Source organism: Paraburkholderia sp. IMGN_8 (assembly GCF_038050405.1).
Taxonomy (GTDB): Bacteria; Pseudomonadota; Gammaproteobacteria; order Burkholderiales; family Burkholderiaceae; genus Paraburkholderia.
Genome location: NZ_CP150901.1, coordinates 288145 through 301320 on the forward strand (window position 1 = coordinate 288145; position 13176 = coordinate 301320).

General features: G+C 58.7%; 11 protein-coding genes and 1 pseudogene. 8 read left to right on the forward strand and 4 right to left on the reverse strand.

Annotated features, from left to right (window positions below):
- The first annotated feature begins 16 nt into the window (after positions 1-16).
- The 5 genes from WN982_RS22530 to WN982_RS22550 all read left to right on the forward strand — a co-directional run bounded on the left by WN982_RS22530 (position 17) and on the right by WN982_RS22550 (position 4252).
- A complete protein-coding gene (locus tag WN982_RS22530; RefSeq protein WP_341317907.1) occupies positions 17-577 on the forward strand; it encodes an alpha/beta hydrolase in 561 nt (186 codons plus the stop codon).
- Positions 564-926 carry a Rieske 2Fe-2S domain-containing protein gene (locus WN982_RS22535; protein ID WP_341317908.1) on the forward strand — a complete coding sequence of 121 codons (363 nt, stop codon included), beginning with the start codon at positions 564-566 and terminating at the stop codon, positions 924-926. Before WN982_RS22530 ends, WN982_RS22535 begins: the two co-directional genes overlap by 14 nt.
- 42 nt (positions 927-968) lie before the next feature.
- Positions 969-2597 (forward strand): 3-(methylthio)propionyl-CoA ligase, encoded by a 1629-nt coding sequence (locus WN982_RS22540; RefSeq protein ID WP_341317909.1) that lies wholly within the window; start codon positions 969-971, stop codon positions 2595-2597.
- Between the two features lie 92 nt (positions 2598-2689).
- The gene (locus tag WN982_RS22545; protein ID WP_341317910.1) at positions 2690-3835 is read left to right on the forward strand and encodes a porin; all 1146 of its coding nucleotides are present in this window, start codon (positions 2690-2692) and stop codon (positions 3833-3835) included.
- Between the two features lie 30 nt (positions 3836-3865).
- Complete coding sequence (locus WN982_RS22550) at positions 3866-4252, forward strand: BON domain-containing protein (RefSeq protein WP_341317911.1); 387 nt, start codon at positions 3866-3868, stop codon at positions 4250-4252.
- Positions 4253-4573: 321 nt separating this feature from the next.
- On the opposite strand, the gene WN982_RS22555 is transcribed toward WN982_RS22550, so the two are convergent.
- A complete protein-coding gene (locus tag WN982_RS22555) occupies positions 4574-4813 on the reverse strand; it encodes a hypothetical protein (RefSeq protein WP_341317912.1) in 240 nt (79 codons plus the stop codon).
- A 434-nt stretch (positions 4814-5247) separates the two neighbouring features.
- Here WN982_RS22555 and WN982_RS22560 point away from each other — a divergent pair.
- Together WN982_RS22560 and WN982_RS22565 are read left to right on the forward strand one after the other, a co-directional pair.
- Positions 5248-5457: pseudogene (locus WN982_RS22560) on the forward strand (IS5/IS1182 family transposase); the annotation flags it as partial.
- A gap of 1088 nt (positions 5458-6545) precedes the next feature.
- A complete protein-coding gene (locus tag WN982_RS22565) occupies positions 6546-7223 on the forward strand; it encodes a hypothetical protein (protein ID WP_341317913.1) in 678 nt (225 codons plus the stop codon).
- Between the two features lie 216 nt (positions 7224-7439).
- Here WN982_RS22565 and WN982_RS22570 read toward each other — a convergent pair whose 3' ends face one another.
- From WN982_RS22570 to WN982_RS22580, 3 genes are all read right to left on the reverse strand, one after another.
- Positions 7440-8102: a hypothetical protein gene (locus WN982_RS22570; protein ID WP_341317914.1), complete on the reverse strand. Its 663-nt coding sequence runs from the start codon at positions 8100-8102 to the stop codon at positions 7440-7442.
- 196 nt (positions 8103-8298) lie between these two features.
- A complete protein-coding gene (locus WN982_RS22575; RefSeq protein WP_341317915.1) occupies positions 8299-9840 on the reverse strand; it encodes a hypothetical protein in 1542 nt (513 codons plus the stop codon).
- Between the two features lie 20 nt (positions 9841-9860).
- Entirely contained in the window at positions 9861-11429 is a 1569-nt protein-coding gene (locus tag WN982_RS22580; protein WP_341317916.1) for an OmpA family protein, read from the reverse strand.
- Between the two features lie 729 nt (positions 11430-12158).
- Here WN982_RS22580 and WN982_RS22585 point away from each other — a divergent pair.
- Positions 12159-13166: a DUF2167 domain-containing protein gene (locus WN982_RS22585; protein ID WP_341317917.1), complete on the forward strand. Its 1008-nt coding sequence runs from the start codon at positions 12159-12161 to the stop codon at positions 13164-13166.
- The last annotated feature ends 10 nt before the right edge of the window (positions 13167-13176 follow it).

Consider the following 13176-nt stretch of genomic DNA (forward strand, 5'->3'; position numbering starts at 1 on the left):
GACTGGAGACCGCTTCATGACTCTCAATACGACGCCAACCATTCTGATGGTGCCCGGCTTGCGCGACCACGTCGCGGAGCACTGGCAAACTCTGCTGGAGCGGAAGTTGCCCAAGGCGGCCTCGGTAGCACCGCTCGAGCACGACAAACTCAGTTGCGCCGCACGCGTCGCGGCGCTCGATGCTGCTCTCGCGAAAATCGACGGCCCGGTGATCCTGGTCGCGCATAGCGCGGGGGTGATGATCACGGTGCATTGGGCCCAGCAGCACAGCCGCAAGATTCACGGTGCACTGCTCGCCGCTCCGGCCGACCTCGACACGCCGCTGCCGGCAGGCTATCCGGCCTTCGATGCGCTCGCTCAGAACGGTTGGCAGCCGGTTCCACGAGAGCCGCTGCCGTTTCCGAGCATCGTCGGTGCGAGCCGCAACGATCCGCTCGCGCAGTTCGAGCGTACTGCGACGATGGCGAAAGACTGGGGCAGTCGGCTCGTCGACCTTGGCGAAGTCGGTCACCTGAATCCGGCCGCAGGGTTTGGTGAATGGCCTATGGCAGAGACACTGATCCATGAACTCGTCTGATCAGATACCGGTTGGCGCGGTCGACGAACTCGCGCCCGGTCAGCGAAAACTGGCCTTCATCGATGGCCGCAGCATTGTCCTGTTCAACATTGATGGGACGATCCACGCAATCGACAACGCGTGTCCCCACAACGGGGCCTCGGTCGCAAGCGGTCAGCTGGAGGGGTGCGTGCTGCGCTGCCCGGCGCACGGTCTGCGTTTCGACCTGCGCACCGGCTGCATGCCGGGCGTAGGCGGGTTGAGCCTGACGACTTTCCCGGTTCGGGTCATCGACGGGAAGCTGGTCGTGAGTCTCGAGGATCCGGCCGCCCGTCCCGCGCAGGCACCGGCGTGCAATTCGGCACCGTGATCCGGGCCGCGCGGGAACATACAGCCATTCAGGGGAACAGGGATGCAAGGTTTGATGATGCAGCAACCGCTGCTGGTTGCTTCGCTGCTCATGCACGCGGAACGCCATCACGGCGGCCAGGAAATCGTGTCACGACGGGTCGAAGGCGACATTCACCGGTATCGGTACCGGGATTTTGCGCAACGCGCGCGCCGCATGGCAAACGCCCTCGCAAGCCTCGGCATCCAGCCCGGTGAGCGACTAGGCACGCTGGCGTGGAATGGCTACCGGCACATGGAGCTGTACTTCGCAGTGTCGGGGTCAGGGTCCGTATTGCATACGATCAACCCCCGGCTTCACATCGACCAGCTCGCGTACATCATCGAACATGCGGAAGATCGCGTCGTGTTCTTTGACCTCACGTTTCTACCGCTGATCGAGAGCGTCGCGCCGCGGGTCAAGAGCCCGAAGGTCTTCGTTGCAATGACCGATCGCGCGCACATGCCGCGAGATCATGGCCTGTCGGCGATGCTGCTGTGCTACGAGGATCTCGTCGACGGCCAAAGCGACGCTTTCGACTGGCCGCTGCTGGATGAAAACAGCGCGTCATCGCTGTGCTACACGTCCGGGACGACCGGCAATCCGAAGGGGGTGCTATACAGCCACCGCTCGACCCTGTTGCACACCTACGCGGCGGCGCTGCCGGATTCGCTGAACTGTTCGGCGCGCGATGTGATCCTCCCCGTCGTGCCGATGTTCCATGTGAACGCGTGGGGACTGCCGTATATCGCCTGCATGGTGGGTGCGAAGCTGGTGTTTCCGGGGCCGGCGCTGGACGGCAAGTCGCTCCATGAACTGATCGAGGGCGAACAGGTCACGCTGTCGGCCGGCGTGCCGACAGTCTGGCAGGGACTGCTTGCGCATGTCGACGCGATCACGGGTTCGTTTTCGTCGATGAAGCGCACGATTATCGGCGGCGCTCCCTGCCCGACAGCGATGACGACGGCGTTCCAGGAGCGCCATCGCGTCGACGTCGTGCATGCATGGGGCATGACGGAGTTGAGCCCGGTTGGCACCGTCTGCAGTTTCAAGGCACATCAGGTGTCTCTGCACGTGGAAGAGCGCTACGCGCTTCTGGCGAAGCAGGGGCGCCCGGTGTTCGGCATCGACATGAAAATCGTCGACCTGGAAGGCAAGGCGTTGCCGTGGGACAGTACCGCAACTGGCGACCTTCTCGTGCGCGGTCATTGGGTCGCGCGGGAGTATTTCGGCAGTGACGACACACCGCCGCTGCGCGACGGCTGGTTCCCGACCGGCGATGTGGCCAGGATCGATCCCGACGGCTTCATGCAGATTACGGATCGCAGCAAGGACGTCATCAAGTCCGGCGGCGAATGGATCAGTTCGACCGACATCGAAAACGTCGCGTACCTGCACCCCGAAGTCACGACGGCGGTATGCATCGCCGCGCGGCATCCGAAGTGGGACGAGCGGCCGCTGCTCCTGATCGTGAAGAAGCCTGGTAGCGCGCTCGCCGCGGACGAACTGCTCACGTTCTTTGACGCCCGGGTTGCGAAGTGGTGGAAGCCGGACGCCGTGGTGTTCGTCGACTCGGTTCCGCTCGGTGCAACGGGCAAGGTGCTCAAGAACCAGTTACGGAATCAGTTCGGTGATTACTACCTGTCGGCCTGAGACACCGACGTAGCGGCAACACAGTTTCATTCGAACAACAAGCCATAAGCCGCCGGGTCCACCCGGCGCGCCCCAAACCAGGAGGAGACACAATGAAATTGAAGTCAAGCAGCCTGGCAGTGCTGATAGTTTTTTCAGCGTCAGCCCATGCCCAGTCGTCGGTTACGCTCTATGGCGTACTCGACAATGGATTCCTGTATCAGAGCACCTCGGCCGCAACGTTCCTGCCGACCGCGCATAACCTGGGGCATGTCTATCAACTCAAGGACGGCGGCATCTATGCCAGCTACTGGGGCCTGAAGGGAAGCGAAGACATCGGCGGCGGCTACAAGATCACGTTCAAGCTGCAAGGCTCGTTCAACACCACAAACGGCAAGTTTGGGCTGTCCGACGCGCCGGGCACGACCGCGCTCTTCAACCAGTATGCAACGGTCGGGGCAATCGGGCCGTTTGGCACGTTCGACGCCGGCCGGCAGATCATCCCGATGATCTACGCGATGGCGGAAACCGACGTACGCGGCGCACAGTATTTCGGCAGTATCCTGACTGCGTGGCTCGGCATCAATCAGGCGGCCGGCTGGCCCGGCACCAGCACAAATGCTCCAATCGGCGCCCTCTATGACAGCAACGCGCTGGTCTACAGTTCGCCAAAATTCTATGGCGCGTCGCTTGCGCTAGAGTATGCGCCGGGTGGCGTCGCGGGGCAGTTCCAGGGCGGCACGCGTGAGTCGGCTGTGCTCAAGTATTCGAATTACGGCCTGAACCTGTCCGCTGTGTACTACAACGGACATGACACCAATCCGTTCCCACTGACCTATCCGGCGGCTCCGGCTGCGCCAGCGACAGGCCAGAGCAATAACCGCTTCTACTATTTCGGTGCGATGTATACGATCAGCGGGTTTTCTATATCCGCCTCGTACGGGATCGGCAAGAACCCGGCGAAGAACAACAGCGTTGACTTCGAAATGGCGTCGGGTGGCCTCGGCTACCAGTTCAATCCGCGCTTCAAGATCACGTCCGGTTACTACTACCTGAAGGATCGGAATAATTCAGCGAATCATTCGAGCGAATTCGCAGTAGGTGCGGAATACAACCTGTCACTGAGGACCAGGGTGTACGCGCAGGTCGGGTATGTCGACAACAAGGGGACGATGAACCAGACGATCATCTATGGGGCTCCGGTTGCGCCGGGTGTCTCCACCACTGCGGCCATGGTCGGCATTCGCCATAGCTTCTGATTCCGTCACCCTCATGAACCGGAGTAATCCATGAAAACAATCAAGGCACTCAAGCTGGCGGTCGTCGCATGGTTTGTTGCAGCGTCCACGACGGTGTGGTCCCAGACCGGTGAAGCAGCCAGTGCACCGGTCAGTGCGCAAGGTGCGTCCGTGACGGCAGCATCGGGCGCTGTGGCACCCGCGGGCAGGAAAGCAGACCGTGCCCTGCGCCGCAGGGTCTATGCCGCCATCGGGAAGGACAAGGAAATCAGCGCCGGAGACATCAGTGTCATCGCGAAAGACGGCGCGGTGACACTGAATGGCACGGTCACGGAAGCTGCCCAGGTCGGCAAAACCGAGGCGATCGCCAGGGGCGTTCCCGGAGTGACGTCGGTGACCAACAAGCTGACGGTGAAGAAACCGTTTGGCGGCATGTAAACTGCCGTAGTCAAGCACGGAGTACGGCGAGGCCGAAGACAACGGGCCACGCCGACTTCTACTCATCAGTGGCGACGCCGATTAGGCGGCCTCGCGCAGCCACTGCCTCCTTGCGAGACTGAAGCAGACACTCAAATGTCTTGGGTTACCTCCCGCCCAACGTCTGTAACTGGCCGACAGCCGTCTTATCCGGGCACGCCCGGATCCGTTGGAGTGACACTTTTTTCGCGTCCTGCGGACCCTTGTCCCGTAAGGCTTGCTGGCTGCCGGTAAGCGGCGACCGCGCGAAGTGACAATTTTATTGTCGCAACGGTGACAGATTTAATACGGTCTACGTCCGCCGCCGGCCAGAACCTGCTCGACGGCCATCGAGCGTGCCGCTTCTTCGGCCTCTTCAGGGGTGTCGAACACGCTTCCCGACACGTGGACCTGATGCCATTCGGGTTTGTCGGAAGCGTCGCGGAAAATGCGGAAGCGCGCGCAATAGCCGCGCGGCTTGACCGGGACCACGTCGATATCGACGGATGCGCCTTCTATCTGATGTCTGACGAAGCCGTCCATGCTGCCCTCCTGACGCCTGCGTTGAACGCAGAAATCCTAGCATGACGGGTTCGATGCGGTGGGTGCATTGCAGCATGCGGGGGTCACCTTCAGCGGCTTCCAGGACGACGCCGGACCGCGCAACAGGTGCCGTCGGCACGGCACCGCCTGAATCATTCGGTCGCATTCGGCGGCCTCGGGCACGACGGTCTTCTGCGGCTTGGCCTTGGAGATAGCGGCCGTGATGGGCGCGAGCAACCCGGCTTCGAGGATGTTCGTATTGGGAGGCTTCGCGGCGGCCGCTTCCGACGCCGTCTGAGAGCAAATTAATGCACCTACGATGCAACGGATCTGACCACGTTCCGCTGGCTGGCGCCGGCGCGTCTCGTGAAGGCGACATCGCCAGCCGGCGAGGACGAGTCGGCGCTTATGGGTAGGCACGACCGGCGCTTCACGACCTACGGGCATGCGATCTGAACGACATCAGTGCATACGTTCCCAAGCCGCTCACCTCCGCATCGCGGAAGAAAGGTCTGTTCACCAAGGCCGACTTTGTCTACGTGGCAAAAAGCGATGTGTATAGATGTCCTGCCGGCGAGCGAGCCATCCTTCGATTTACCACCGTTGAGCATGATATGAATCTGCGGGTTTATTGGCCGGCTGCATCAAAGGGGAGACAGCGGAGGAGAGGGAATCGGGCCGCAAGGGGCGAATGGAGTGCAGCAATCCTGAGGTCATACCAGGGCCAATCAGCGCTACGTCCGCAGCCAACCCATATCCGCCTTGCTAACGGCTCTCAACAATCGAGTTCTTCGAATTCGAATTGATGCCCGATTGTCAACGATTCGCACGTCCGAACTGACCGGCCGGTTGTGGCCGGACTGAGGCCGACGACGACTGGGTCAGGTCGACCCCGAGCGGTCCGTCGTTCTTCCGTAAAGCGGCCATTCTCGTGCAACAGCTCAAGAAAACGCTCGATCTGGCCGATATCCGAGGAATAGAAATGAATGATCAAGAGAGAATTTAACTCTATCCAACAGGCACTCGGCATCGCGTTTTGGGGTGCGGGTCGCCTACCCGGTGTTTTGCGTTGTGAGATAAAGCATGACGCGCTTGGCCTAGAAAATTAAATGAAGCATTCAAGAATTTATCTTTACCTGGCGATAATGTTGCTTTGTTGGAGCGCGTTCATGCTGGTATCACGATCCAGTAACGACCAGGAAGGGTGCATAAAGGAGAGGTATGGAAGAATATGCCGCTCTGACAATGCAGATCGCTTTCAGCGAGCATTGGATCTTGAATTGTTTTTAGCCTGCGCTATGGGGGCGGGAGCGATCGTTCTTTTAGTGGCGGCCTCGCGCGCAGCGAAAAAAAACCGTTGATACGCAGTAAGTAAAGCAATGCAGATCAGCTCACAGCGTGGTAACGATCTTTGCCGCTTCCTTCCTTGCACATGGATTGCTGACAATCTAGGAAGTGAAGTCGAGTGACCGCAAGTGGCCGAAGCCGAAGGTTCGATGAAAGACCGAGTTCGCCCCACAAGAGACATTCATCTTTCTCAATAGCCTCCATTCGGTTAACTTTCAGAACAATAAATCGACAAAACGCTCAAGTTATTTCCCTTCCTGTCGTTTACATGGCATGTGTCGCGTGTCGAATCATTTGCGCCGCATAATCGAGGCCGGCGATTCCTCAGCTCGGCAAATCCAAAGTCTGGCCAAAATCTTAACCACTCCAATAAATCCAATCTGCAATGAGAAAGTACATCGCAATTTGCGCCATCGTAGGCACGCTGTTGACTTCCGGCTGTGCGACCGTTTCTACAATGTCACCGACGACGACAACGAGTTCCGTTGATACGGCGAAGAACTCGTACGCGTTGATGACGGTGACACTAAAGAACGCGTATCACACCAGCTATCAGCCGAGCCCTATCGTGGTGAACTTGGAACGCGGAGCGGCAGATAGTCGCGAAGACCGGTTGAATTTCAAGTTTGACGACCAGGCAACAACTACAGGCGACGCCGGTAACCACTATTTCATTCGACTTCCGCTGGCTCCAGGAAAGTATGTGATGCGCGGAATCACGGGTCAAAGTGGGATATTCCCGTTCCACGGCATGTTCTTCACACCGCTTCACGAGGTCGTCGAAATTAAGCCGAATTCCATCGTGTACCTTGGTCACATCGACGCCACGGTTGTCGAACGCAAAGACGGCGAGTTGCGCGCAGGGCCGGTCATTCCGCTAATTGATCAGGCGGCAACAGGGTTTAGCGGCGGGACTTGGGACATCAGTGTGTCAGACCAGTACGACGACGACATTACGGCGTTCAAAAAGGACTTTCCGGCGCTGAGCAATGCGTCCATCGATCGCAACGTGCTTCCCGCTTGGGATAAGAAAAAAGCGACTGAGTGGTGGGCTAGCCACTGATCCAAATATCGAAGGTAGCCGGTGCGCACAACTGACGTTCCAAATCTGCGCACCGGCCGGGGCTTTTGCGGCAGCCAGTGTCGAGTGCCATCGCTGATACCTCTTGCAGTATGCGCACACGTCGATTGACGACTACCCGCAGAACACATACGTCGAAAAACAGCGATGTCGTCGACGCCCCCCATAATGCATGATCCACGCCCCAATCCAACCGCATTAATAACTAACCGCTCCAAGCAGTGCCGGCGCCCCAAACTCACCAACGGTTGCATTCGATCGCTGGAAGTAAAGTGTCCAGAACTGCTTCAACGCGCTCATCGTCTGCGGATCGCGGTAGACATTCTTTATCTTCGCATCCCCGGCCAGGAGACCAGCGCCGATCACGTAGATTCGAGCGCCGCCGAAATCGCCGATTAGACCGGCTGCCGTCGCTTTCTTCATCTCCGCCTGAGGATCGATACGGCGAACGGCGTTGTGTGAGTAGAAGCTCGACACCGAGCTGTTCTCAAGCATATCCGAGGCAATAAGCACGACCTTATCGGAAGCAGGTGAAGCCCGAACCTTGTCGCTGATATCCTTCAACGCCGCCAGAATGTCCGACTTCGCGAGATCATTGGTCGCCACCGACTCGACACGCACGATCGCGGCAAGCAATGCCTTCTTCGCGTAGGCAGACTGCCCCGTCATACACGCGTCGAAGCTACGCAACGCACGTTCGCTGATGTCGTCTCGCAACTTCTCCAGTATCGGTGACTCGATGACACCGCGCGTCACAACTTCCGTGTAGTGCCCTTGCGAGAAAGCCGAGAAATCGAACAGCGTATAAGCGCCCCCTGGTTTGACGGATTTCCCTGCCATTTCCGCGATCTGTGCCTGCAACTTCTCGTCGAAAACCGTCGTCTGGTCGATGGCGATGAAAAGTTCGTGATCGGCGCCGCCGGCAGCCGGCTTGATGTGGTTGGCGGCGTAACAGCTCGGGATATCGTTCGTGACGCCAGCATATGCGGGCACTGCTACCGCAGTCAGACATGTTGCCGCGGCTGCGTAAGTGAGATGTTTGAACATGAGCGTGAGATCAGGCCTTGAAAAGATCATCGAGTTCGGACTCAAGCGCAAGCTTTGCTTTCTCAGCACGCTCTTTACGGAGCTTGATCTCGTTGACGACTTCGACTCGCACGGACTCATCGAGGCTGTATATCAGTTCCTTCTTGCGTGCTACGTCGCACTCAGCCTCGATTTTCGCGACCAGCGTGTCGATTGCTGCGTTCGTCGATACTTCATCGGACGGCGTTGCCGATGCCGCGACTACCTTCGCAGGCGCGTCGGTCACAACGCGTCCAGCTTCGGTGTGCGGTGCCGTCACCTGAGGCTGGAGTGCATCGAGAGTCGTCGCGCCGGCTGCCGGGCGAACCAGGCCGCTTTCCAGATCCGTGAAATTGCGATGCTCGAGCACGTAATCCCTGAACGTCTTCGAGAACGTCTTACCCGAGATGTCAGCGTTCTCAGCCATCCGCTTCTGGAGGTTTTCGAGCTGCGACTGCGCGATTGCCCGGAACGGCGCGTAGTAGTTGTTGTAGTCCTCAAACGTCTTGAAGCCTTTTGTCGTCTTCCATGCGGCGAGACTTTCGCGGCCGCCGAAACCCCACGCGAAGCCACCGAAAATGCCCACGATCTGCGTGACGACAAAAATCACAGCCAGCGTGATGAAGGCCGCAGCGCCTTCGCTTCGGGTCGACGACGACTCTTCTGCTTTCGCGCGGTCGTCGGCCGCTTTCTGGCTTGCAACGAGTTCGGCCGGCATCGAACCTGTTGTTGCGAATGGATTGCCGGCGTCAGCACTCTGGCTCACGCCCATCGCTTCACGTGTCTGCTCCGCGTTGAGGTTGCTCCAACGCATCCACGTCGACGTTCCCGCGATCACGATAATGACGGCTACCGTCAATCCCACCATGAAATAGCTGTGACTCGTGCCGACCCGATTCGCAACCTGCGTGTAGTCGGGTTCGCCATCGTCGACGGATTGATTGTCATCGAGTTTGACCTTGCGGCTCGAAAAGCGCTCCTGCGCTTTGTCCTGCTTCCATTGCTTCCGGCATCGTGCAACGAGATTCGAACGATAGAGCTGATGTCCAGCGACGTGCGTCAAAAACACCATAATCACGCACAGCACGAACACGATGGCCACCATCAGCAAAGTATGAGTATTCGCGCTGCCATCGCGAGCCATCCAACTGCCGAGCAGATACGAAAACCCGAGACCCTCTGCGATCACGAGCACGGACAGCAGTGTCAGGAGCCACAACGGCGTAGGCGAGCGTCCGCTGTCGTCTGCCTTCGCGAGGTATTCATTGCGCTTGCTGAATTCGGCTTTTGACAGGTATGAGATGAACTTGTTGTAGTCGCCGCACAGCGTGCGCTCGGAATCAGTCCAGCCGTCTTTTCCGTGAATTCCGTGGCGCGACAGGCGCGCAGTCTTCCCTAGAACGGGAAACGTGTACTTCCAGTGATTCAGCCAGAACTCGAGCGTCGAGCGGAACGAAAATGCGCCCACTGCGAGCAGCACCACGACGACGCACCAGATAGCGGGGCCCAGATTGGCCTGAATAAAGTCCATCATGATCGTTTATTACCCTCTTGTTAGGTGCGTGCGATGACAGGCACGTAATTCACCGTGAAATACTGACTGCTCTTGCGGCGAACGAGCTCACCGGATGTCGCCTTGCCGTTGGAGAAAATGATGTCGGCGCAGTCGAACACGCCGCTGTTGTTGACGAAGACCCGATACAAGACGCCTCCCTTCACTGCATAGGCATTCACGTCAGGAGATAACGTCACCTGCGGCGAACCGTTCAGGCCGGCGTTGCGGTCGATGTCTTTCCACACTAGCAGCGTTGGCTTTGCGCCCGCCGTGGCGCCGTTTCGAAGGACGGAGACATCCTTGAGCGCAAGATACTGTCCGTTCAGCGTTGCGCCCCAACTGCTTCCATACAGATTCGGCAGGTGATCGCGCACAGGAACCGCCCGGTCATCGGCGACGGACTTCATCGCCCGCGAAACGCGCGGGCGGTCGTTCACGCAGCTCTTCGATACCGGCACCTCATCGGCAACCGCCGAAGACAGGAACGAGAATGTCGAGGACGGTGCAGGCGTGGCAGCGAATTGGAGGCCGAGTGTCGCGGACGGTGTCTCACGCCATCCGAAATCGATGCCGTCGGATGGCCCGGAATGAGCGGACGCAACCGGAGTGGCAGGCGCGGGGCTCGATGTAGCGGCCGTGTTCGCCGAACCTGCGGCTGACGTCGAACGCGCGGGCGGCGTTCCCGCCACCGGGCTCTCTGTCGCCGTGCGGTTTCTGGCGGCGACCGTTCGACGCGGCGCTTTGGCGCTCGTCCCGCTCGATGTCGCAGGCACCACACTCGCCGGAGATTGATCGGGCTGAACCGTCACCGCACGGTAGTACTGATATTTGGGTACGCGGCTGCTTGCGTAGCTCTGCAGAATGTCAGGCTTGGCACCGCTGAGATCGACAATCTCGACCCGGCGGTTAGCCGAGCGTCCCTCCACCGTATGATTGTCGGCAATCGGCAACGTCTCCCCGGCGCCCTGATAGAACACATTTTCCGGCGCAATGCCGTGATCCGCGAACAGGCGCGCTACGGTTCGAGCGCGGCGCTCTGACAGGTCTGCGTTAAGTTCTGAGCTGCCGGTGTCGTCTGTGTGGCCGATGAGCAGGATTTTCGTTTGGGCCGCAGCTGCTTTGTCGGCGGCGCTCGACGCTTCCGCCACGCGATTGGACGTGCGATATTGCTCGGCAATCTCACCGAAGTAGATCACCGCATCTGGTGTCAATTGGGCCGAGCCCGTTTCAAATTGCGTGTGTCGCGCGGTGTCGACGATCGCAAAAGAGCTGCCGACCTGCTCAGTCTTGCCAGTATCCGGAGCACGCGCCTCGAGCGCGGTCGCTGTGTACGTGAGGTTGTGCTTTGCGGCGATTTTGGACAATGCGCAGCGCCGACTATCGACCGCATGTCCAATGAGGCCGCCAGCCAGGCCGCCTGCGGCGCCACCGATCGCCGCGGCCGCAACCTTGTTCTTGTTGGCGATCACTGCGCCTAGAACAGCACCAAGCCCCACTCCGACTGCGATGCCAATGTTCCGGTTGCTGTTCGCGCATGGATCGGGGTTTGCAAATGTGCTTTCGAACACATTTAAGTCCCCGTTTTTCTCCGGATCGCCGCTTGTCCCGCTCGTCTGCTGGAACCCACCAGGATTGGCACACCCAGACAATGCGAAAACGGTGATCGTAGCGAGCCAAAGCGGCCGCGCTTTTCCTATTCCTCTCACTGAGAAACCCCTCGGTCGATTTATTTTTAGTTGCTCCAACGCGAGCGTCGGCAAAAGAAGCGCTATCCCGGCTATCGAAACAGGCGCCCTCATATCGATAACGGCATAGGTGCGGTGAACTTTAGAAATGTTTTGGGTAGGGGACTGAGGTAATTGCGGCGAATGGGCATGACGCTGATGGCGCGTCAGGTGCTCGAATGTTTGTGGCTACGGGGGAGGAGGGCGTCGAGTATCTGTGTGAAAGTACAGACCTACGATCACAGCTGGTCGACTACTGTCGATTATTCGTTTCGCATAATCGGCGAGCATTGAGTATCGTTATTGGTACGCGAGGGGCTCTTGATCGGCCTTTGCGGGCGATCGGACTCTGACAGACACCCCACGAAAACCGCAACCATTTCTCTCTTTGCTGCCCCATATCGGTCAGGAAAATTGTCCTAAATAGACGTATTTCGGAATCTCGACTCGGACACCATGAATCGACATATAAGTAGATTCCTCAAGAGTTGTTTCGGGTTGCCGTTACACAAAGATAGCCCGAAAATGCGTGGTTTGGCACGAAAGTCTCTCGACACGGAACAGACAATAACTATGAAAGCGCTGACCAAATTCCTCCTTTGTCTTTGTTGCATTGCAATGGCCACGACTGGGTTCGCTCAAACTGAAGCGACTCAGACCGAATTGAACGCTGCTGTGAAGGAAGCCAATGCGGCGTTGATTCACGGCCCCAAAAAGATCGCGGTTCTCGACGAGGCTAGCTTTGCGCTGCCCGCAAACAGCGGATTCGTACCAGCCGCCGCGGCCATCCGTTACTTGCGCTCGCTTGGAAACACCGTAGATGAGAAGTCGCTCGTTGGTTTGATCGTACCGCTGACTGACAAAGCCGACTGGCTTGCTGTTCTTAGCTTTGAGAAAGCTGGCTACGTTCGTGACGACGACGCACGGGACTGGAATGCCGACGATATTTTGAAGAACCTTCGCGACGGAACCGAGCAATCCAATACAGCACGCAAGAACCGTGGGCTGCCGGAGTTGGAAGTGACAGGCTGGGCCGAGCCGCCGGCATACGATGCAAAGACACATCGCCTCGTTTGGTCGGCTATCGTACGGGGCAAAGGACAGAATGCAAGTTCGCCAACCGGGGTCAACTATCGGACACTTGCCCTCGGGCGCAATGGCTATCTTTCGCTGACGATGGTGACGCAACTTTCGTTGCTGGCAACTACCAAGCCAACAGCGAACGCACTGCTTGCCGACACCGACTATCTGGACGGCAAGCGTTATGCGGATTTCAACGCCACCACCGACCATGTCGCGGAATACGGGCTTGCCGCGTTGATCGCCGGCGTCGCCGTGAAGAAACTCGGCTTGTTCGCGATCATCGCCGCGTTCGTGGCGAAGTTCTTCAAAGTTGGGCTGATAGCGTTCGTCGCGTTCGGCGCGTCGATCAGGCGGTTTTTCAAACGCAAGCCCAAAATTATCCCGCCGGTTGCCGTCAGCTCGCCGGTCCCCGAACCTGCCAGCAAACCGGCGCCCGTTGCCTCCACACGGGCTGACGACGTAACTTCGTCGTCGGCAGGAACGGACGAGCGCCGGTGATAGATCCATC

Coding starts and splice junctions, on each gene's coding strand:
- WN982_RS22575 (WP_341317915.1), bottom strand. CDS start 9,840: ATGATGGACTTTATTCAGGCCAATCTGGGCCCCGCTATCTGGTGCGTC.
- WN982_RS22555 (WP_341317912.1), bottom strand. CDS start 4,813: ATGGACGGCTTCGTCAGACATCAGATAGAAGGCGCATCCGTCGATATC.
- WN982_RS22540 (WP_341317909.1), top strand. CDS start 969: ATGCAAGGTTTGATGATGCAGCAACCGCTGCTGGTTGCTTCGCTGCTC.
- WN982_RS22545 (WP_341317910.1), top strand. CDS start 2,690: ATGAAATTGAAGTCAAGCAGCCTGGCAGTGCTGATAGTTTTTTCAGCG.
- WN982_RS22550 (WP_341317911.1), top strand. CDS start 3,866: ATGAAAACAATCAAGGCACTCAAGCTGGCGGTCGTCGCATGGTTTGTT.
- WN982_RS22585 (WP_341317917.1), top strand. CDS start 12,159: ATGAAAGCGCTGACCAAATTCCTCCTTTGTCTTTGTTGCATTGCAATG.
- WN982_RS22565 (WP_341317913.1), top strand. CDS start 6,546: ATGAGAAAGTACATCGCAATTTGCGCCATCGTAGGCACGCTGTTGACT.
- WN982_RS22530 (WP_341317907.1), top strand. CDS start 17: ATGACTCTCAATACGACGCCAACCATTCTGATGGTGCCCGGCTTGCGC.
- WN982_RS22535 (WP_341317908.1), top strand. CDS start 564: ATGAACTCGTCTGATCAGATACCGGTTGGCGCGGTCGACGAACTCGCG.